This window comes from Alteraurantiacibacter aquimixticola, assembly GCF_004965515.1.
Lineage (GTDB): Bacteria > Pseudomonadota > Alphaproteobacteria > Sphingomonadales > Sphingomonadaceae > Alteraurantiacibacter > Alteraurantiacibacter aquimixticola.
In genome coordinates, this window is the sequence record NZ_SSHH01000003.1 from 392172 (window position 1) to 412533 (window position 20362).

A 20362-nucleotide genomic window follows, 5' to 3' on the forward strand; every position below is an offset into this window, starting at 1 on the left:
GGAAAGACCTCATCAGGAGACCCGACAAAATGCAGGCAGATCGCCGCCAGTTCCTTCGTGCCACCGCCAGTGCCTTCGCCGCCCTGTCCGCATCGGCCTGCGCCACGCGTGGGGGAGGGGCCGCCACGCCACTGCCATTGGGCGCGGATTACGGCGCACTGGTGCCCGATCCCGCAGGCATTCTCGACCTGCCGCGCGGCTTCTCCTACCGCGTGCTCTCCTCGCTGGGAGAGGCGATGGACGATGGCGGCACCGTGCCCGACAAGGCCGATGGCATGGGCTGTTTCGACCTCGGCAATGGCGAATGGGCACTGGTCCGCAACCATGAATTGCGCGCCGAGGAGGATACGGGCGGGGCGACCGGCCCGGCCTTCGATACGATGGCGCGCAGCCTTGTTCCGCTGGCGGGCGGCACCACCACCATCGTGCTCGATCCGGCGACGCTCAATGTGAAGCGGCAATACCGCTCGCTCGCCGGGACGATCCGCAATTGTGCGGGCGGCGTTACGCCTTGGGGCAGCTGGCTCACTTGCGAGGAGGATGTCTCCACGCCCAACGGCAATATCAACAAAAGCCATGGATGGGTGTTCGAAGTGCCCGCCAATGCCGAACGGCAGGTCGATCCCCTGCCGATCACCGCCATGGGCCGCTTCAATCACGAGGCGGCATGCGTCGATCCCGCCACCGGCATCGTCTACATGACCGAGGACCGGAACGATTCCCTCCTCTATCGCTACATCCCCACCCATGCGGGAGAGCTGGCGCGCGGCGGCACGCTGCAGGCGCTGGTGCTCAATGGCGTTGCCGATACGCGCAACTGGGACGGCGTGGCGATGCAGGTGGGCGATCTGGTGCAGGGCCGCTGGATCACGCTCGACAATGTGGAATCGCCCGAGGACGATTTGCGCCAGCGCGGCGCGGAGATGGGCGCTGCCCTGTTCGCGCGCGGCGAAGGCATCTGGATGGGCGATGGCGAGTTCTTCTTCACTGCCACGAGCGGCGGTGCGGCGAAGGAAGGTCAGATCTTCCGCATGCGCCCCAATATCCACGGCGCCGACGTGCTGGAGCTGTTCTACGAAAGCAGCGACCGCGAGGTGTATTCCTTCGGCGACAACCTTACCATCGCGCCCGATGGGCACCTGATCGTATGCGAGGACCAGTATACCGAAACGGTCGATAATCACCTCCGCGGCGTGACGCCTTCGGGCGAGGCCTACGCCTTTGCCCGCCTGCGCATCCAGACGGAGCCTGCAGGGGCCTGCTTCTCGCCCGATGGCCGCACGCTGTTCGTCAACGCCTATTCGCCCACGCGCACGCTGGCGATCACTGGCCCGTGGAAATGGCTCAACAGCTGAGACCGGCATGACGCGCGTATTGTTCGTCTGCCTCGGCAATATCTGCCGTTCGCCGCTGGCCGAGGCCGCCTTTCGACATGCGGCGGAGGAGGCGGGGCTGACGGTGGAGATCGATTCCGCCGGGACCGGCCACTGGCATGTCGGCAAGCCGCCCGATCCGCGCTCTCAGGAAATCGCCGCGCAGCATGGCGTGGATATCGCCGGGCAGCGCGCGCGGCAGGTGGCGCGTGAGGACTTCCACGCCTTCACCCATATCTTTGCCATGGATCACGACAATCTGGCCGACCTGCAATTGCTCGCCCCGCATGATGCGACTGCCGAACTGGCGCTGCTGCTCGATATGATCCCGGGCCGCGAGGGGGAGGCGGTGGCCGATCCCTATTACGGCGGGCCGGAAGGCTTCGCGAAAGCCTGGGCCGATGCCCGCGAGGCGGCAGGCCATATTGCCGGGCGACTGGCTCGCTTGTGAGCTGGGCGGAGACCATTGCCGCGATCACCGGCTCTGCCGTGACGGGCAGCAAGCGGCTGTCGGGCGGATCGCTGGGCGGGGCGACACGGCTCGACCTTGCCGATGGCCGCGTGATCGTCGCCAAGCAGGGCGGCGATGTGCCGGTCGAAAGCGCGATGCTGGCGGCCTTGGCGGAGGCGGGCGCGCCGGTGCCCGAAGTCTTGCATTGTGCCGACGATTTGCTGCTGATGGCGTTCGTGGAGAGTGAAGGCGGTGCGGGGGACGGCGGCTGGCAGGACCTCGCCCGCGTGCTCGCCAAGCTGCATGCGCCGCGTGAGGAGCCCTATGGCTGGGATGCCGACTACCATTTCGCGGAAGTCGCGATTGCCAATGCACGCTCGGACAATTGGTCGACATTCTGGGGCGAGCACCGCATCGCTTGTCACGCGAAATATCTCGGCCCCGTCACCGCCGCGCGGCTGGAGGCACTGGCAGGGCGCATGGGCGACATCCTGCCCGCAACACCTCCCGCCAGCCTGCTGCATGGGGACCTGTGGGGCGGCAATATCCTCTTTGCGAAAGGCCGCGTCGCCGCGCTGATCGATCCGGCATGCTATATCGGCCATCGCGAAGTCGATATCGCCATGCTGACGCTGTTCGACCATCCGCCAGAGGAGTTCTTCGAGGGCTGCGAATTGGAGGAAGGATGGCGCGAGCGGCTGCCCGCCTATCGCCTCTGGCCGCTGCTCGTCCATCTGCGCCTGTTCGGTGAAAGCTATCGCGCGCCGGTGGAGCGCGCGCTCGATGCGCTCGGCGCCTAGCTCGCCATCATCTTGACGGCGGAGACCGCCAGCATCGCCGCCAGCGCCCAGCGCACCAGCCCGTCATTCACCTTGCCCGCCACCAGCGATCCGGCGACGATGCCGGGGATCGAGCCGATGAGCAGGCTGGCCAGCAGCCAGATATCGACATTGCCCAGCCAGCTATGGCCGATGGCGGCAACAAGGGTCAGCGGCACGGCATGGATGATATCGGTGCCGACGATGGTCTTCGCGCCCAGCCGCAACGGGTAGAGCAGCGCCAGCATCACCGCCACCAGCGCCCCCGCGCCGACCGAGGTGAGCGTGACCAGTACGCCGACCAGCGCGCCTGCCGCCATGGTGGCGAGCGCCTGCCGCTTCCGCATTTCGGGATTCATCCGATCGGCGAACTTGCGCAAGGGTGCGGTGAGGCGCGGTTTTGCGAGCATCAGCACGGCGGTAAGCAGCAGCATGGCTCCCAGCAGCTGCATCAGCAGGTCCGATTCCAGCCGACCCTCATGACTATGCGCCAGCCACAGCACCGTCAGCGCGGCTGCGGGCAGGCTGCCAAGGGCCAGGCGGCGCACTACCTGCCAGTCCGGCGAACCGAGCTTGTGATGGATCGTGCCGCCGATGCTCTTGGTGATCGCGGCGAACCACAGGTCGGTGCCGATCGCGACGGCGGGGTTGAAGCCGAACAGGATGATCAGGATGGGCGCCATGAGCGAGCCGCCGCCGACACCGGTCAGCCCGACGAGGAAGCCCACGAAGGCGCCGGCAAGGGAATAGGCAAGGTCCATCCTGCGGGCCTCATACCAGCCGCAGCGCCCATGCCGGACGAGTTTTTCTTTCAGCCCGCCAATGGGACAATTGCGGCGGTCACGCCTCCAGCGGCGTCCATGCCTCCCCGGCGGGGAGCGGTGCGAAGATTGCATCGAGCATCTCTTCAGTCACCGCCTCGGCGTGGGCGGGCTTCCATTTCGGCTTTCCATCCTTGTCCACCAGCACCGCGCGCACGCCTTCGACAAAGTCATGCCGTGCGATCATCCGCGCGGCGAGGGCATATTCGCGCGCCATTTCCTCGGCGAACGTGCCGGGAGCACTGACGAATTGCCGCAGCGCGACCTTGGCCGTGGTCGGGCACTTGCTGGTGACCGCCTTAAGCTCCTTGCCCGCCCATTTGCCGTCATCGGCCTCGAGCGCGGCAATGATGCCCTCCAGCGTGTCGGGTGCGAAAAGCGAGTTGATCAGCGCGGCATTGCCGGCGAGCCGCGCGGCGGGCGCGGGGGAGGCGAGATCGCGCAATATCTCCTCCGCCGCGCCGGGTTCCTTCGCGATCAGCTCCTTCGCCTCGGCAAGATCGTCGCTGGCGCAATAATGGGTGGCAATCCCCGCCCACAGGCACTCCGCCCCGTCCAGCCGCGCGCCCGTCAATGCCAGGAACTTGCCGATCTGTCCCGGCAGGCGCGGCAGATAATATCCGGCGCCAACATCGGGGAAGAGGCCGATCGCGCCTTCGGGCATCGCGAAGAGGGTATTCTCCGTCGCCACGCGGATCACGGCGGGCATGGCGAGGCCCACACCGCCGCCCATGGTCACCCCGTCCATGAAGGCGATCACCGGCTTGGGAAAAGTGAACAGCAAGTGGTTGAGGCGGTATTCGGTCATGAAGAAGACGCGCCCTGCCGCGCCGCCATCCTCCAGCACCGCGCGCCGCACCATGGCGACATCGCCCCCGGCGCAGAAGCCGCGGACTTGATCGGCATGGTCGAGGATCACCGCCTTCACCGCCGGGTCGGCGCGCCACTCAAGCAGCGCCGCGATCATCGCCTCGCACATGGGCATGGTCAGCGCATTGAGCGCGTTCTTGCGGGCGAGCGAGACACGCCCGACCTCGCCTTCGCGGCTCTTGACGATTTCGCCCGTCATTCCTCATCCACCGAATAGACGATCCCGTCCCACCCATAGCCAAAGCGCTTGTCGCAACCGTTCCAGTCCGGCTGACCGAATGTGACACGCTCGACCGCCTCGACGTCCTCGCCGGTTCCCTTGAGAGCTGAACCGTGCAGATTGAGAACGGGCGAGCGATGCAGGGCACCATCCTCGGTGGTGAGAAATATCTGGTAGTCTGATGTGGAATCGATCTGAAAGTAGACGGCATTTTGGTGATGGAATGACGGTTGCTGTCCATCCCGACGCAAATCCGCCCAGCTATCTCCGTGTGCCAAGATCAAGGCAGAATCATTGGCCAGAACCAATCGCAGTCGCCCATTGTGAATCCCGAGATACTCTAGATAGGCTGTTTCGCCTTCTGCCACTGTGACCCGCATCCCCTCCATGCAGACGGTGGCCGGGCCACGGGTTGCGAAATCTTCCGCCTTGCCCAGCACATGCCCATTTACGGTCATAGGATCGGGAATGCGATCCGCCATCGCACAGGCCGTCAGTGCACTGCAGGCCGCCAGCGAGCAACCAGCCAGCTGCGCTGCTCTCATTGTCCCGCGCCGACGATGGCTTCGGCTTCGATCTCCACCTTGAAGGCGGGACCGGCCAGCGCCACGATGGCGACCAGCGTGCCGGTGGGGCGGGCATGGCCGCAGAACTTGGTGAAGGCTGCGGTGACCACCTCGGCATCGGCGATATCGGTCACGAACATGCGCACGCGCACCAGGTCGCCCGACTGGCCGCCCAGCTGCTGGATATAGTCGATGATCTGTTCGAAGCAGCGTTCCGCCTGCCGCCCGGCATCGGGGGAGACGCTGCCATCCGCCTCCACCCCGATATTGCCGGAGACGATGATCCGCTCTCCCACGCGGATCGCGCGGGTGAACTTCGCCTGCTCTTCGAACGGGGAAAGCGGCGGGATGCGCTGGCGGCCGTCATTGGGGCCGTTGGCGTTGGCGGGATCAGCCACAGGAAATCCTCTCGATCATCATGTCGTCGTTATAGGCGACGGTCAGCCGGTCCGGCCGGAAATCCATCGTCACCGCAGTGCGCGGCGGGACCCAGCGCAGCCGTGTGGCGCCCGTCTTTTCGAGCAGGCGCTGTCCGACCTCCGCAGTGGCGCGCTCTTCCACCAGGTCCTGCACGCCGGAGGCATCGCATTCGCCCTGCGGCGGGCGTGCTCGCAGCTCGCCATCGCCTTGATCGGGCAGTGTGGCGCAGGCCGCCAGCGAGAGTATTGCGGGGGCGATAGCGGCCATGCCGCCGGGGAGCATCCTTCTCATGCAGCCACTCCTAGCGCGCGGCGCAGCAAATCGCTAGGAGGTGTGCAAGCACGGGGCGGCTCCGCTGATGGAGCGCCTTCGCCAGGAGAGTGGAGAGAATCATGGCGCTCAAAGTCGAACCCATCCTGCCCAATTTCGGGGCCGAATGTTCAGGCCTGGACCTGACCCGTCCGCTGTCGCCCGAAGAGGTGAAGCAGGTGACCGATGCGATGGACAAATACGGCGTCACCGTGTGGCGCAACACCGGCATGAATGACGAGCAGCATGTCGAATTCAGCCGCAATTTCGGCTATCTGGAGCGTGTCCCCAAGCGCGAGGGTGCCAAGATGCGCCTGCCTTTCCGTGAGCTGTTCGATGCGTCGAACCTGAACCTCGAAGGCGAAATCACCAAGGATCCGGCGGCGGTCGAATATCGCAAGGGCGACAGGCTGTGGCACACGGACAGCGCCTTCCTCGACAAGCGCACATCCTATTCGCTGCTCCTCGCACACATCACCCCGCCGGCGGGCGTGGGCGGGGAGACCTGGTTTGCCGATGCGCGCACCGCCTATGACGATTTGCCGCAGGAAACCAAGGACCTGATCGAGGACAAGATCGGCATCAATTCGCTGTGGTGGAGCCGCAAGAAGGCGGGTGCCGATATCCCCGAGGAGGAGATCGACCAGCGTCCCAAGGCGCGCCACCCCATCGTCCACACGCATAAGGGATCGGGCCGCAAGAGCCTGTTCATCGCCGCGCATACGATGGATATCGAGGGCATGGACAAGGCCGAGGGGCGCAAGCTGATCGAGGACCTGATCGCCCATGTCACGCAGGACAAATACACCTTCAAGGTGGCGTGGAACCCCGGCGACATGGTGATCTGGGACAACCTCTGCACCATGCATCGCGGCGGCGAGTACGACTACACCGCCCACAAGCGCGACATGCGCCGCACCACCGTGCGCGAAGGCACCGAACCGCATACGCTGGACATGGGCGACGATCCGCTGACCGCGCTGTTCGCGGTGACGCCCAAGGCGGTGGACATCAACTCGGCGCGCGACGCGGGGCGGTAGGGCCCTCCGGCATGACCTATTACATCGCAACGCGCGTGGATGGCGGCATGGCCGATGCCATTGCCCGGACCGAGGAAGCGCTGCAGGCTGAAGGCTTCGGCGTGATCACCCGCATCGACATTGCCGAGACGCTGAAGAAGAAGATTGGCGCCGATTTCCGCCCCTATGTGATCCTTGGCGCTTGCAACCCGAACTTGGCGCATCAGGCGCTGCTGCTGGAAGACAAGGTCGGCACAATGCTGCCGTGCAACGTGATCGTCCAGCAGCTGGACGACGGGGTGGAAGTCGCCGCGATCGACCCGGTCGCCTCCATGCAGGCGATCGACAATCCCGACCTGCACAAGGCTGCGGAAGAGGTGCGGGGAATGCTGGCAGCGGCCATCGCAAGGCTCGGTTAGCAAACGGGTTCCACACCGGACAATACGAAACGCCCGGCTCCCTTTTCGGCAGCCGGGCGTTTTGCGTTGCGTCGTATGCTGGAAGGGGAGCACCCCTCTGCCGATGTCACACTCCCCAGAAGAAGGATGCGTGGATCAGCGAGCTCGTCAGCGCCACGGCGCAGATGAACGAGAACAGGCGGTCGGTTACGATACTCATGGCTTGGTTCCTTGCTTTTGCGTGATGAGATGGTCGCGCCCGTTCACTCGCCGCGATGGCGCAGGAAGCTGCGGAAGCGGTTGAAGATGTTGATGCCGAACCAGGCGGCGCCGGCGTAGAGCACCAGCTCGGTGCTCCCGGCGCCCACGGCCAGGATCACCATGCGCGTTTTGAGATCGGGCTGCATCAGCGCCAGCGCGGCGAACGTCGCCAGCCAGATCGCGGCGATGATGGCCCCGCCAATAATGAGGGCCAGCTTGTTGGTACGGGTCTTGGAATTCGTGGTCATCGTCATGTCTCCTTTCGTCACCGAGGACGTGAAGACAGTCGGACCGGGCGCGCAGTTTCTTACTGATTTTTGCGAAAAAAGATTTTGTAATAAGCCCGGGCGAGGGGGGACTGTCCCGATATAATGAGCACGCTGGAGCGCATCATTTCCGATTACGGGCAGGGGCTGCGGCGTGTTGCTGCATCCTATGAGGCCGATGCGATGCTGCAGGAGGACCTGTTTCAGGAAATCCTCCTCGCGATCCATCAGGCGCTGCCCGCTTTGCGCGAGAAGGAGCGGCTGGCGCCCTATGTCTATCGCATCGCGCATAACCGTTCGGTCAGCCATGTGGCGAAGGCGGTGGGGCGCAAGAAAGGCGAAGCGAGCGCCGCAGACGATGTGGAGGAGGGGCAGGAACCCTCGCCCGAAAGCGCGATGATCGCAAGTGAGCGGGCGCACCGGCTGGCCGATGCCGTCCGCCGCCTGCCGCTCACCTATCGGCAGGTGGTGACGCTCTACCTCGAAGAGATGCCCTATGCCGAGATCGCCGAGGCGCTGGACATCTCGCCATCCAATGTCGGCGTGCGGATCAATCGCGCCAAGCAGATGCTGAAGGAGATGCTCGCATGAGCGATGACGACTTCCTCGATGGCCTTAAAGGCGATTGGCAGAGCCAGGATGCCGACCTGCAGGCCTATGCCGACCTCGTCGCAGAAGGGGAGCAGAAGCTGTGCAAGGAGCGCACCCACAGGCTCGGGCAGATGGCCGTGTTCTGGGCGTTTGCGGCCTTTTTTACCTGGCAGGTCTTCAATGCCGGCCACTTCCTGTTCCACGTCGCGGCGGTGGTTTTTCTGACCGCCGGGCTGATCGCATTGGCGGATTTCGTCTTCCTGCGCCGGATGCACGGCGAGGCCTATCTGCAGCAAGCGGGCGAAGTGCTGGACCAGGCCGAGCGGCAGGCGAGGATCGGCTTGCGCCTGGCCGAGGGGATGAAGGCGCATGCCGTGCTGCTGGCCGTCTGTTCCGCGCTGATGTTCGGTTATGACATCGTCGCTGCGAGCGAACCCGGCAGGGGCATGCTGATCGGGCTGGTGATCGGCGGTGCGGCAGTCTTCATGTGGTTCGCGCAGCGTGGCCGCTATTGCGAAGTACGCGCCGAACTGGACGGGGTTCGCGCCATGCGGGCCGAGTTACAGGATGCGGACGAGAGTTGAGCCGTCCCGCCCAAAGCAAAAGGCCCGGCCCTCGCGGAGAGGGCCGGGCCTTTTTCATGCCTTGCTGATCGGCTGGATCAGAAGATGCGGCAGGCGGTTTCCGCCGGGGCCGCGAGCAGCTTCTCCAGCTCGGCATCGAGCTTGAGAAGCGTCAGCGAGCAGCCGGCCATTTCGATGGCGGTGCAATATTCGCCGACATAGTTGCGCGCGATCGTCAGGCCGCGATCGGCGCACAGCTGTGCTGCCTTGTTGTAGAGCACATAGAGCTCTGCCGGCGGGGTGCCGCCAAGGCCGTTGATCATCAGCGCCACGCGGTCGCCCGAATTATAGGGCAGGTCGGTTGCTACGGCTTCGAACAGCAGTTCGGTGATCTCGTCGGCAGGCTTGATCTTGGTGCGTTCGCGGCCCGGTTCGCCGTGGATGCCGACGCCCACTTCCATTTCATCGTCGCCGATGTCGAAGATGGGGTCACCCTTTGCCGGCGGGGTGCAGCTGGTCAGCGCCAGGCCCATGGTGCGGACATTGTTGTTGACCTTCTCAGCCATGGCATAGACCGCGTCGAGATCGGCACCGGTTTCGGCCAGCGCGCCGCAAGCCTTCATGACGAAGAAGTTGCCGGCCACGCCGCGACGGCCGACGGTGTAGAGGCTGTCCTGCACGGCAACGTCATCATTGATGATGAACTGCTTCAGCTTGATGCCTTCGGCTTCGGCCATTTCGCAGGCCATGTCCCAGGCCATGCGGTCGCCCTGGTAGTTGTTGACCAGAACCAGCACGCCGGCATCGGTCGCGACCGACTTGATCGTTTCATAGCAGGCATCGACCGGCGGGGCGGCGAAGACCGGGCCCTGGCAGGCGGCGGTCAGCATGCCCGGGCCAACGGCCATGACATGAGCCGGTTCGTGGCCGGAGCCCGAACCCTGCACGATGGCGACCTTGCTGGCGTCCACGTTCTTGCGCTTGATCAGCTGGAATTCGGGCATCGCTTCCAGCAGGTCCGGGTTGGCGGCGATCACGCCGGCCATGAATTCCGGAACGAAATTCTCAGGATTGTTGACGAACTTCTTCATGTCTCATTCCTCTCCGTGAAACAGGTAAAAAGGGCTGGTGCTCAGCGATTCAGCTCTGCGGCAGTGGGGGTGTAGTCCACGCCGTAGTGCTTGCACCAGTCGTAAAGGATGGTGGCGACGCCCACGATGCCCGGATCGGGCGTGTTCGCGCTGCGCTCACCCACCTGGCTGGCGCGGCCGCGATGGGCGACCAGCGTGCGCGTCTCGTCGATCGCCTTGTCGGCTTCGGCAGCAACGGCGGCAAGCACCGCGCCAAGGTCCGAACCGTCCATTTCCTGCATCTTCTCGTGGATCGGGATCAGCGCGTCGAGCAGCGTCTTATCGCCGCGCTTCGCCCCGCCGCGTGCCATGATGCCTTCCAGCGCGGCGCCGACCATGTCGGTCAGCTGGTGGTAGGTCACTTCGGCCATGTCCTTGGAGGCCATGCCGGCCTTCATGAAGCCGGTGCCCCAGATCGGGCCGGACGATCCGCCGACATGCTTGGAACAGATCATCGAGATCTTCAGCAGCATGGCGCCGATGGCCGCCTTCTCGATCGCCGGCAGGTCCGCCTTGATGACCTTGAAGCCGGTCGCGAGCGAGGTGCCGAAGTCACCGTCGCCGGCCAGGCCGTCGAGGTCGGAGAAATACTTCTCGTTGCGGATCACCGTGTCGCAGGTGACGTCGATGGCGTCGGCGATCTGGTCGATGGTAAGCGTGGACATCTTTCCTCCCCTATGGACGCGCTAGGCCGTGGCTTCGGCGTTGAGCGCGTTCAAGTCTTCAATTGTAACAAGAACCGGATTGTCGCCCAGCTCGGGCACGATCTTGGCCGCTTCGCTGAAATCCTCATCCGCAGTATAGGTGCTGGTGGTGATCAGCGTGGGGATGCCCGCGCCGGTCGAGGCGAGCAGGCCGTTGCGGCTGTCTTCCACCACCATGCAATCGGATGCGGGCAGGCCCAGCGTTTCGAGGGCAAGGTTGTAGATTTCCGGATCGGGCTTCTTCTTGCTGACGACATCGCCGGCATGGACGAATTCGAAAGCTGCCTTGCGCTCCGCGCCGAACAGGTCGAGCACCGCATCGATGAACTTGGGGTTCGACGTGGTGCACACGCCCAGCCGCACGCCCTTTTCCATCGCCTCATCGATGATGCGCAGTACGCCAGGGCGAACCGGCAGGTCCTTGACGATTTCGGACGTCAGGCGGGTCTTTTCCTTGTGCAGGGCGGCGATCAGCTCCTGCTTGCCGCCGTGCTCGGCCACCAGCGCTTCCGGCCAGCCAAACTCCTCGAAATAGACCGTCATGCGTTCCTTGCCGCCGGCGGTCAGGAGGAGCCTTGCATAGAGCTCGACGCTCCATTCGGCATCGATGCCGAATTCCTTGAAGGCCAGGTTGAAGCCCACGCGGTGGGCATCGCGCTCGGTATCGACCAGAACGCCGTCACAATCGAAAATCAGTGCCTTGATCATGTCTGTGTCCGCTCCCTCAGGCCGTTTCTTTGAGGCTCTCGAGGAAGGACGGGGCCTGGTCCTTGCCGCCGAACTTCTCGATGAAGCTGGCGAACAGGTCCTTGCAGGCCTGGTACTGGGCGTCGATCACACGCAGCGGCTCGTAATCGTCGGGATTGGCGCGGCGATATTCGTCCACGCTCTTCACGAACACGTGCTTGAGGTTGGTCGAGATATTGACCTTGGCCGAACCGCGGGCAATGGCCTTGGCGAAAGTCTCGTCCGACAGTCCGGTGCCGCCATGCAGCGCCATCGGCGTGTTGGTGGCCTTGTTGATGGCCTCGATACGGTCGAAATCGACAACCGGCTCGCCCTTGTAGAAGCCATGCGCGGTGCCGACTGCACAGGCGAATGCCGACAGGTCGAGCGCGTCGCAGAACTTCTTGGCGTCTTCGGGATCGGTGAGGACGCTGTCTTCCTCTGCCACTACCATGTCGTCTTCCACGCCCATGATCTGGCCAAGCTCGGCTTCCATGCCGACATTGTACTTCTCTGCAATGTCACGCACGCGCTTCGACATTTCGAGGTTTTCCTCGAACGGGAATTCCGACGCGTCGATCATGATCGAGGTCCAGCCGGTCTGGGCGCATTTCTCGATCATTGCGATGTCCTTGCAATGGTCGAGATGCAGCACCACCGGAACCGGTGAGTTTTCGGCGCAGGTGCGCACCCAGCTGACGATTTCCTCGTGGCTGTAATAATCGATGGTCTTGGAGCTGGTCTGGCAGATGACGGGGGCGTTGAGGCCCTCGGCAGCTTTCACCATCCCCTTGACGGTGTTGTAGTCGACGAGGTTGAAGGCAGCGACGGCATAGCCATTGTCCATGGCATGGCGCAGCAACGGTTTCATGTTTACCAGCGGCATGAATAAGCTCCTTTTGATCCTAAGGCCCGCCCAAGCTCCCCAGCGTAGTGGCCTTTCGACTCGGCTCCTTAGCCAGACTTACGCCCTGCCGCCACCCGTCTAAACGCCTCTTTCGGCAATTCCGGATGATTCTGTCCGCTTGGCGCAGCGATATGTCGCCTGCAGGGACATCTGGCCCATTTCAGAACGTATGAACGGGCTTTCGGTGCCGCGGAGCCTGCCCTTGCCCTGACCGCCTTGAATTGACTAGGGTTCTCGGCGCCAGAATGTCAGGAGAGAGCGTGCCCGAAATCACCATCGACCGTATCGAGAAGGACATTCTCGCCATCGCCCGCTTCGGACAGGAGGAGGGCAGCAATGGCGTCTATCGCCAGGGCTTCACCAAGGCGGATATGGCCGCGCGCCAGTGGCTGATGGGTGAGTTCGAGGCGCTGGGCATGGCGGCCCGGATGGACGGTGCGGGCAATGTCATCGGCCGCTATGGCCCGGAGGAAGGTCCGGCCGTGGTGATCGGCTCGCATCTCGATTCCGTTCCGGCGGGTGGCATCTTCGACGGAGTGCTGGGCGTCGTCGCGGGCATGGAAGTGGTCCGCACCATGGCCGAGGCTGCGATCGTGCCCGAATATGCGATCGAGATCATCGCCACCAGCGAGGAGGAGGGGCGCTTCGGCGGCATGCTGGGCGCGCAGGCGCTGACTGGTCGCGTAACCCGCGAATGGCTCGACACGGCAGCGGACGAACATGGCAACCTCCTGAAGGACGCGATGGCCGAAGCGGGGCTCGATCCCCATGGTGCGCTCCACGCCTATCGCCGTCCGGAGGAGATCAAGGCCTTCCTCGAACTGCATGTTGAGCAGGGCCCGGTGCTCGATACCGAGAAGGTCACTATCGGCGTGGTCGAGGGGATCTCCGGCGTCTTCAAGTGGAACTGCCGCCTGATCGGCAAGGCCGACCATGCCGGCACCGCGCCGATGGACATGCGATCGGACGCCTTCATGGGCATTGCCGATTTCGCGCATGAGATCCAGCGCATCATCGACGAGGAGGGGACCGACAAGAGCCGCATCACCATCGGCCATGTCGCCCTGAAACCCGGCTTCCCGCATACCGTTCCGGGAGAAGCCGATTTCACAATCGTCGGCCGCGACCTTGACGAGGAAGTGATGCGCGGCCTCGCCAATGCCTGCCGCCGCGTGCTTTCCAGCATCGCCCGCAAGCACAAGCTGAAATTCGAATATGAGGAGATGAGCTGGCTCAAGCCCGCCTATTGCGACGAGGGGCTGGTGCAGCTGATCGACGGCAAGGCGAAGGAGCTGGGCTACTCCTCCAAGCTCATGCCCTCGGGCGCAGGCCATGATGTGCAGTTCTTCTGCAACCACACACGCGCCGGCCTGATTTTCGTCCCCAGCGTAAACGGAGTCAGCCACGCGCCTGACGAATGGACCCACTGGTCCGACATCGAACGCGGCGCGCAGCTACTGTTCGAATGCGTGCTGGACCTGGCGTGCGAGCAGGCGCCGGTGGCGGAGGCGGCTGAGTAGGACTTCTGCGGCCTCACAGACATCGCCTGAACCGAAAACCGCCGATCTTGGCTCAATACTTGCCCGCGCGCGGAAATTGAAACACGTTGCGTGCGTGCTGGATTTTCTTTCCCCGCAGTTTTGGATCCTTGCCGCACTCGCCATATTTGGTTGGGCGCATGCGCACTACGTGTGGATGCATATCGCTCATGACCCTTCAAGGCGTGAGATCACGGCACCGCCCGAGGACCTGAGCTGGCGGTCCGACAATCTGTTCTACCGTAGTCTCGCCATTCTCGCAGGAGTGGTTTCCCTCGCAGTTTTCATCTTTACGCCCCACGCAAGTGAGTTTGCTCAGTCGGACTTCTTTGTGCCTGCTTTGCTTGGTCTGGTGGGCAGTGCAGCCGTGGGAAGAGCCCTTGCCGATTGGCGTAGTGGCACTACGGAGCCGTTGATCCGGGGAGTTTCTGCAACTTACAACAAGGCGTCACAACCGCTCAAATATTGGGCATCGCTTGCTTGGAATGCGTCGGTTGGCATCGCTTTTCTGGCTACGTCTCTTTTCGTATTTGACGACCATACCAGGCAGCGCTGCGATGACGATGTTGGTGAACAGGCGCTAAGCGAGATGTTGGAAACCTGCAGCTTGATGCTCGCAGAGAACAACCTCGATCAGGATGGGCGAGCGGAGCTTCTTGCCGCACGAGGGCGCGTAAATCATAGGCTGCAAGAGAGTATGTCTGCTCTCGATGATTATTCCGCCGCTTTGGAATTGGAGCCGCAAGACTCTTACACGCTGTATAATCGTGCGTTGATCCACTCGCGACTTGGCAATTTGCCCTCAGCAATCGATGACCTGAATGCGTCGCTCGCCATCAACCCGGATTTCGACGATGCATATATCGAACGGGGTAACGCCTTCCTCGACACAGGCCAGTTTGAAAAAGCCATAGGTGACTTCACAACTCTCTTCGAGCGTGATCCTGATCACCCTTATGCATTGGCCAATAGAGGGATAGCCCATGCATGGATGGGCAATGCCGATGTCGCCGAGAAGGACTTCTCACGCGTGGCCAAGGACAGCCCAGGGTGGATAGTCGTCCTGCGGGGCCGGGCTATACTGGCCACCAATCGAGATGACGATGAGAGTGCGATTGAATTCCTCAATGATGCCCTCGCCATTCAATCCGATGACACGTTTTCGCTACATATGCGCGCGGAAATCTACTGGGAAAATGGCCAGCGTGATCTGGCGGCACGTGACGATGACCTGATCATGGAAATCGAGAAGCCAAGGCTTGTACGTGTCACTGAGAGTCCCTGATTCCCGGTAAAAATATCGATTGGTGAGCCCTTCACCGGCTCAGGCCCCAATCAACTCATCGATCGCGTGCAATGCAATCGCGTGGTTTAGGATAATATCCTTCCGCGTGTTCTGAGCGTGGTCGTCGCTCTTGCGGTAGTCTTCGATGGACTGGCGCAGTTTCGCTTCGTCGAAGATGCCGTGTTCGGCGATTTCCTCGGATGACAGCCACTTGTCGATCAGCTTGTTGATCTCGACGGTCTTGGCTTCGTCCGTATGGGCGGGCGGGGCCATGAAGGCGAATTTCTCGCGCTTGTAGAGCACTTCTGGGAGGACGTGCTTCATCGCCTCGCGCACCACCCATTTCTCGATCCCGTCGCGGATGCGGACATGCGGGGGGATGCGCATGGCGAGTTCGGCCACGTGGTGGTCGAGGAAGGCCGGGCGGCTTTCGAGGCTGTTGGCCATGTCCACCCGGTCGCCGCCCCAGTTGAGGATCTGGCCTTCGAGCATGGTCTTGATCCAGCTATACTGCACCTTGTCGAGCACGTGGCGCCCGTCGAGCATCGAGCGGTCGAGCGAATAGGCGATGGCTGCGATCGGATCGTAATCGCCGAGCTTCGCCTTGAACTCGTCCGACAGCAGCGGCTTCACGCGTTCGAGCACCAGCATCCAGGGCTGGATCCATGAGGGGGTGAAGCCCATCACTTCCTCGAAGGCAGGGTGGCTGATCTGCTGTTCGGCGAGCACGGAGCCGGCGAAGATCTTGTTCCGCTCCTTCATATCCGCGCCCGCTGAGGTTTCGGCATAGGCGGGATCGTGGAGGAAATAGTCGGCCTTGAACTGGGCATAGCCGCCGAACAGCTCGTCCGACCCCTCGCCGGTGATCACGACTTTGTAGCCGACATCGCGGACATGGCGGCTCATCAGCATCTTGGCGACGCCGAGCGTGTTGTAGAAGGTGCGTTCGGAATAGAAGACCGCATCCTCGAAATTCTTGCCGTAGAGATCGACGGCCTTGAGCTTGAGGATATCCTGGTCGGCGCCCGCCTTCTCCGCCATTTCGGTGGCGATATGCGCCTCGTCATAGCGGTCATCGTCGAAGCTGATGGTGAAGGCCTTGACCGGCGATTGCTGGATCGCCGCGGCCATGCCGATGATCGAGCAGCTGTCTATCCCGCCCGAGAGGTAGCAGGCGACGGGCACATCGGCCTCCAGCCGCAGGGCAACGCTTTCGACCAGCGCCTGGCGCACATTCTCGATATGCTCCTCGTCGGGCAGATCGTCATGCTCGCCGTCGAGCGGGAATTCGGCATCCCAATAGCGCTTTTCTTCAACGTCGAAGCCGTCATCGGTCTTCTGCACCACCAGCATGTGGCCCGGTTTCAGCGCATGGATGCCTTCGAACAGCGTCATGCCGGGGACCATCACCTGCATCATCTGGTGCAGCTGCGCCTTGGGGCAGACTTCGCGGGGGACATCGGGATGGGCGAGCATCGCCTTCATCTCGCTGCCCCAGAAAAAGCCCTTGTCGCTGACGTGGTAGAAGAGCGGGCGGATGCCGAACCGGTCGCGCACCAGGATCATGCGCTGGCGCTTTTCATCGAAGATCGCAAAGGCGAATTCGCCGCGCAAATGCTCCATGAAGTCGAAGCCGTGCTTGTGGAACAGCTTGAGCGCGATCTCGGAATCCGACTTGGTGTTGAACTGGTATCCGTCGGTGCGCAGGATGCCGCGCAGCTGCTTGTAGCCGTAGAACTCGCCATTCACGGTCATCACGAAGCCGTCGGTCGCGTCATCCTCCCGCCCGAAGATCGGCTGGTCGCCGGCATTGAGGCCGATGATCGACAGCCGGGTGTGCACCATGGCGAGGCCGTTGGCGGGATCGACATGGCTGCCCCAGCCATCGGGACCGCGATGGTACATCTTGTCGGCCATCGCCTTGACGATGGCATCGGTATCGGCGTGATGGTTCCTGGGGCTCCACACCCCGGCAATTCCGCACATGTCGTTTCGTATTCCTTCTGCATGCCCCGGCGCTTGGCCTGGACACTGGTCAGATCAGCAAATTGTCGGGCACCGAGTTGCGCACCCTGTCGAATATCGCCAGCAGCAGCGCCTGGCGCACCCAGACCGCGCCATCGGCCTGGTTGAAGTAGAGGTTATGCTGCGTACGATCGAGATCGGTCGACAGTTCCTCTCCACGTGCCAGCGGGTGCAGGATCACCGTATCATGCTTCAGCTTGCTGTCGGCATTGAGCTGGAAGTCTTCCGAATAGAAGCGGTATCCATCACCCAGGAAGGCGATGGCGTTCATATAGATGACGTCGAGATATTCGAGGCTGCCCTGCAAATCGCGGCTGAAATTGATGCCGATCGGGCTGGCATCGCACAGTTCGCGCAAACCATCGCCGAGCGGGTCCGCCATCTCGGAAAAGATGGTGATGTGGTTGATGTTCTCATGGAACAGCAGGGCGAGCTGCAGGAAGCTTTTCACCGTGCGCATGTTCCCCGGCGTGCCGATGATCCCGATGTTCAGCTTGAACTTGTCGGGGATGTTGCCGAAGGCGATCTCCGGCCGCCATTTGAGCAGCGCGTACCAGTCCGCCAGCGCTTGCGTGGGATGTTCGTCCGACCCGTTGCCGCCATTGATCATCGGTATGCGGAGATATTCGGAGAGTTCGGCCACCGCCAGCTGCTCGGTATGGCGGACAACCACCACATCGGCATAGGAATTGAACATCTGCCCGATGTCCTGCAGGCTTTCACCCTTGGCGACGCCCGTGGTCTTGGCATCGGCGACCGAGATGGTGTTGCCGCCGACGGACAACATGGCGCTTTCGAAGCTCAGCCGCGTGCGCGTGCTCGGCTCGAAAAAGGCGGCGGCCATGATCTTGTCTTCCAGCGCGCGGTTCACCTTGTATTTGCGCAGCTGGAGATAGGCCGAGAGCTTGGAAATCTCGCACAACAAGTCCTTGTCGAACTGCGCCGCTGACAGGACCGAGGCATTGCGCAGCCGGTCGAGCACGTCGATCCTGAGGCGCGGCTCATATTGCAACAAGCCTTCGGGATTGGGGCAATTGCCGATGGGCGCGCGCAGGCGGCTGGCCTCGCGGTCCTCTGCGACCTTCGATGCGGGTATGGTCACCAGCTTTCCCCGCGCAGGAGATCCTTGATGAGCATTGCCGCAAGGCCGAGCGCGGAAATCGCGCACCAGACGAGCGAGCCGTAGACGAGGAGGGTCAGGAATCCGGATGAAAAGGTCATTCAGTCCTCTTTGAGGAGGTTCCAGTCAAAGCGGTCTTTCGAGAGCCAGGCCGCGCCCAGCACCCAGACCATGGAAACGGCCGTGCCTATCGTGCTCGCCACGAACCAGCCGATCGTAAAATAGCTGATAAGGCCCACGCCGCCGCCCAGCAGCATCCCCCCGATCGCACCCACGCTCGAGGCGCGCCTCCAGTAGAGGCCGGTGACGATCGGCCAGATCATAGCACCGACCAGCGGACCTGCAAAAAACAGGACCGAGGCCAAGGTTCCCACACGCGGCACACAGACCGCCCATGTGCCCACGCCCAGCGCCAGCGTGATCCATTGCGCGACCTTCTTCAGCGTCGCCGGATCCGCGGCGGGCTTCAACAGGCGGCGATAGATGTCCTCGGTAATGAGATCGCTGGTCGCGGCCAGCAGGCTATCGATCGAGGAGGCGAGCGAGCAGAACACGATGATGAAGATCGCGACCGCGCCCACTTCGCCCAGCACATTGGCGATTACCAGCGGGCCCACCATGTCGGGGCTGGGCACCGCGACATTGAGCGCACCCGAAGCCAGCGCGATGAAGCCGGCGGCGATCGGGATCGGGAACCATACCAGCCCGCCGATCAGGAAAGCCTTGCTGCCAACGCCCTCCCGGAAAGCGAAGGCGCGGCTCCACCACACATTGTTGTGGAACACCTCGCCCAGGCCGAAGAGGAGATTGTTGAAGATCGCCATCAGCGCGGCGGGGAACAGCACATGCACCAGTTCCGGCTTGGTCGCGGTGAGGTTCGCATGGATCTCGTCCACGCTGACATTCTGCAGCACGGCAAAGCCCACCACGACGATGCCGACGATGATGATCAGGCTCTGGATGAAGTCGGTCCCGATAACCGCGCCAAGGCCGCCGCGCATCGTGTAGATCACGCAGACGGCAAGGATCACCGTCATGCCCCAGACATAGTCGATGCCCGCCAGCGCCTCGAGCAATATGCCGCCCGCCATCGCCATGCTGACGAGCCATGTCAGCGAATAGAACAGCGTGAAGAGCATGAAGATGCCCCAGGCCGTGCGGCCATAGCGCAAGCGGAAGAAGTCGCCGCTGGTATAGCCATTGGGCATCAGCGTGCGGATGCGCTTGGCCAGCGGCGCGAAGAGGATGAGGCCGAAAGCCGCCATCGAGTAGGCGATCATCCCCCATATGCCGAGCTCCAGCGCGAATTGCGGCGCGAGCATGGTGGTGTTGGAAGTGATCCATGTCGCCGCCGCGGTGGCGGAGCCGAGCGCGAGTCCGACATTGCGGCCGGCCAGCGCATGATCCTCGAAGCTCTTGTTGCGGCGGCCCCAATAGAAGCCGAGGCCGATCCACAGCACGCTGAAGATCGCCAGCAGCAGGTAACCGGTCGACGGGTCGAGAAGGACGCTGTCCTCAGTCATTGCGCGCTCCCCGCCAGATCGTGGCGATAATGCCAGCGGTGATGATGAGGCCGATCAGCGTCAGCCACAGCGCCTGTGCCAGCGACTGGTGGGCGACGGTCAACACGGCGGGTTCGGAAAGCTTGCCGCCCGCGGCTTGCAAGCGCAGGTGATACTCGCCGTCGCTGAGGCCGGAGAGGAAATAGGAGCTCGCCGTGCCTTCATAGAGCTCGCGCGCATCGGAGAAATTCGCCTCTCGCGCGATCGACAGCGTCACCGGTTCGCTCGCTTGCCACTCCAGCAGGACATGCCCCGTATCGCTCGCCAGCGCACCGCCATCCGCCCATTCCGGCGCAGATGCGGCGGCGGGAGCGGCAGGGAGCAGCAAGGCCGCGGCCAGCGAGATCAGCGCGACGAGCAATCGGACAGCGGATCTGTCCGGAGCGCGATCAGGGAAAGGGCGAGGGGACCTCGGGGCG

24 protein-coding genes are annotated in these 20362 nt (G+C 63.0%); 9 read left to right on the forward strand and 15 right to left on the reverse strand.

The genetic code is table 11. The features are described 5' to 3' along the window. Nucleotides 1-29 precede the first annotated feature (29 nt). From E5222_RS12790 to E5222_RS12800, 3 genes are read left to right on the forward strand one after another with little or no spacing between them, the layout of a single operon-like run. Complete coding sequence (locus E5222_RS12790; RefSeq protein WP_136694163.1) at nt 30-1355, forward strand: alkaline phosphatase PhoX; 1326 nt, start codon at nt 30-32, stop codon at nt 1353-1355. A 7-nt stretch (nt 1356-1362) separates the two neighbouring features. After that, nucleotides 1363-1824, forward strand: a complete 462-nt coding sequence (locus E5222_RS12795) for a low molecular weight protein-tyrosine-phosphatase (RefSeq protein ID WP_136694164.1) — start codon at nt 1363-1365, stop codon at nt 1822-1824. Further along, entirely contained in the window at nt 1821-2624 is an 804-nt protein-coding gene (locus E5222_RS12800) for a fructosamine kinase family protein (RefSeq protein ID WP_136694165.1), read from the forward strand. Before E5222_RS12795 ends, E5222_RS12800 begins: the two co-directional genes overlap by 4 nt. Here the strand turns inward: E5222_RS12800 and E5222_RS12805 are convergent. The 5 genes from E5222_RS12805 to E5222_RS12825 form a co-directional block, all read right to left on the reverse strand. Continuing rightward, entirely contained in the window at nt 2621-3403 is a 783-nt protein-coding gene (locus E5222_RS12805) for a sulfite exporter TauE/SafE family protein (protein WP_136694166.1), read from the reverse strand. The genes E5222_RS12800 and E5222_RS12805 overlap by 4 nt on opposite strands. 79 nt (nt 3404-3482) lie before the next feature. Continuing rightward, the gene (locus E5222_RS12810; RefSeq protein WP_136694167.1) at nt 3483-4532 is read right to left on the reverse strand and encodes an enoyl-CoA hydratase/isomerase family protein; all 1050 of its coding nucleotides are present in this window, start codon (nt 4530-4532) and stop codon (nt 3483-3485) included. After that, entirely contained in the window at nt 4529-5098 is a 570-nt protein-coding gene (locus tag E5222_RS12815; protein ID WP_136694168.1) for a hypothetical protein, read from the reverse strand. Before E5222_RS12815 ends, E5222_RS12810 begins: the two co-directional genes overlap by 4 nt. Continuing rightward, on the reverse strand, nt 5095-5517 hold the full coding sequence (locus E5222_RS12820) for a Rid family hydrolase (RefSeq protein ID WP_246021764.1): 423 nt from the start codon (nt 5515-5517) through the stop codon (nt 5095-5097). Before E5222_RS12820 ends, E5222_RS12815 begins: the two co-directional genes overlap by 4 nt. Next, entirely contained in the window at nt 5510-5830 is a 321-nt protein-coding gene (locus tag E5222_RS12825) for an I78 family peptidase inhibitor (protein WP_136694169.1), read from the reverse strand. Before E5222_RS12825 ends, E5222_RS12820 begins: the two co-directional genes overlap by 8 nt. A 101-nt stretch (nt 5831-5931) precedes the next feature. Between E5222_RS12825 and E5222_RS12830 the strand changes: the two genes are divergently transcribed. Further along, nucleotides 5932-6888, forward strand: a complete 957-nt coding sequence (locus tag E5222_RS12830; RefSeq protein WP_136694170.1) for a TauD/TfdA dioxygenase family protein — start codon at nt 5932-5934, stop codon at nt 6886-6888. A gap of 11 nt (nt 6889-6899) precedes the next feature. Next, the gene (locus E5222_RS12835; protein ID WP_136694171.1) at nt 6900-7286 is read left to right on the forward strand and encodes a DUF302 domain-containing protein; all 387 of its coding nucleotides are present in this window, start codon (nt 6900-6902) and stop codon (nt 7284-7286) included. Between the two features lie 242 nt (nt 7287-7528). Here the strand turns inward: E5222_RS12835 and E5222_RS12840 are convergent, their stop codons facing one another. Beyond that, nucleotides 7529-7774: a hypothetical protein gene (locus E5222_RS12840; RefSeq protein ID WP_136694172.1), complete on the reverse strand. Its 246-nt coding sequence runs from the start codon at nt 7772-7774 to the stop codon at nt 7529-7531. A gap of 123 nt (nt 7775-7897) precedes the next feature. On the opposite strand from E5222_RS12840, the gene E5222_RS12845 reads away from it, so the two are divergent. Continuing rightward, a complete protein-coding gene (locus E5222_RS12845; RefSeq protein WP_136694173.1) occupies nt 7898-8383 on the forward strand; it encodes an RNA polymerase sigma factor in 486 nt (161 codons plus the stop codon). After that, nucleotides 8380-8967, forward strand: a complete 588-nt coding sequence (locus tag E5222_RS12850; protein ID WP_136694174.1) for a hypothetical protein — start codon at nt 8380-8382, stop codon at nt 8965-8967. Before E5222_RS12845 ends, E5222_RS12850 begins: the two co-directional genes overlap by 4 nt. Before the next feature lie 77 nt (nt 8968-9044). On the opposite strand, the gene dhaK is transcribed toward E5222_RS12850, so the two are convergent. From dhaK to E5222_RS12870, 4 genes are read right to left on the reverse strand one after another with little or no spacing between them, the layout of a single operon-like run. Beyond that, nucleotides 9045-10037, reverse strand: coding sequence for a dihydroxyacetone kinase subunit DhaK (dhaK, locus tag E5222_RS12855; RefSeq protein WP_136694175.1), 993 nt, complete (start codon nt 10035-10037; stop codon nt 9045-9047). A 41-nt stretch (nt 10038-10078) separates the two neighbouring features. Continuing rightward, nucleotides 10079-10741, reverse strand: a complete 663-nt coding sequence (dhaL, locus tag E5222_RS12860) for a dihydroxyacetone kinase subunit DhaL (protein WP_136694176.1) — start codon at nt 10739-10741, stop codon at nt 10079-10081. 21 nt (nt 10742-10762) lie between these two features. Continuing rightward, nucleotides 10763-11488: an HAD-IA family hydrolase gene (locus tag E5222_RS12865; RefSeq protein WP_136694177.1), complete on the reverse strand. Its 726-nt coding sequence runs from the start codon at nt 11486-11488 to the stop codon at nt 10763-10765. 16 nt (nt 11489-11504) lie between these two features. After that, nucleotides 11505-12392: a class II fructose-bisphosphate aldolase gene (locus tag E5222_RS12870; RefSeq protein WP_136694178.1), complete on the reverse strand. Its 888-nt coding sequence runs from the start codon at nt 12390-12392 to the stop codon at nt 11505-11507. A gap of 281 nt (nt 12393-12673) precedes the next feature. Here E5222_RS12870 and E5222_RS12875 point away from each other — a divergent pair, with 281 nt between their 5' ends. Both E5222_RS12875 and E5222_RS12880 read left to right on the forward strand, forming a co-directional pair. Next, nucleotides 12674-13933: a Zn-dependent hydrolase gene (locus E5222_RS12875; RefSeq protein WP_211196151.1), complete on the forward strand. Its 1260-nt coding sequence runs from the start codon at nt 12674-12676 to the stop codon at nt 13931-13933. Between the two features lie 94 nt (nt 13934-14027). Then, the gene (locus E5222_RS12880) at nt 14028-15236 is read left to right on the forward strand and encodes a tetratricopeptide repeat protein (RefSeq protein WP_136694180.1); all 1209 of its coding nucleotides are present in this window, start codon (nt 14028-14030) and stop codon (nt 15234-15236) included. 39 nt (nt 15237-15275) lie between these two features. Here E5222_RS12880 and asnB read toward each other — a convergent pair whose 3' ends face one another. Genes asnB through E5222_RS12900 form a run of 5 tightly spaced genes read right to left on the reverse strand, consistent with a single transcriptional unit; the run spans nt 15276 to nt 20304 of the window. After that, the gene (asnB, locus tag E5222_RS12885; RefSeq protein WP_136694181.1) at nt 15276-17222 is read right to left on the reverse strand and encodes an asparagine synthase (glutamine-hydrolyzing); all 1947 of its coding nucleotides are present in this window, start codon (nt 17220-17222) and stop codon (nt 15276-15278) included. A 49-nt stretch (nt 17223-17271) separates the two neighbouring features. Continuing rightward, nucleotides 17272-18363 (reverse strand): aspartate/ornithine carbamoyltransferase family protein, encoded by a 1092-nt coding sequence (locus E5222_RS12890; protein WP_136694182.1) that lies wholly within the window; start codon nt 18361-18363, stop codon nt 17272-17274. Further along, entirely contained in the window at nt 18360-18482 is a 123-nt protein-coding gene (locus tag E5222_RS16840) for a hypothetical protein (RefSeq protein ID WP_281276777.1), read from the reverse strand. The genes E5222_RS12890 and E5222_RS16840 overlap by 4 nt, the downstream gene beginning before the upstream one ends. After that, entirely contained in the window at nt 18483-19904 is a 1422-nt protein-coding gene (locus tag E5222_RS12895; RefSeq protein ID WP_136694183.1) for a sodium:solute symporter family transporter, read from the reverse strand. Continuing rightward, on the reverse strand, nt 19897-20304 hold the full coding sequence (locus E5222_RS12900; RefSeq protein WP_246021765.1) for a hypothetical protein: 408 nt from the start codon (nt 20302-20304) through the stop codon (nt 19897-19899). Before E5222_RS12900 ends, E5222_RS12895 begins: the two co-directional genes overlap by 8 nt. Nucleotides 20305-20362 lie beyond the last annotated feature (58 nt).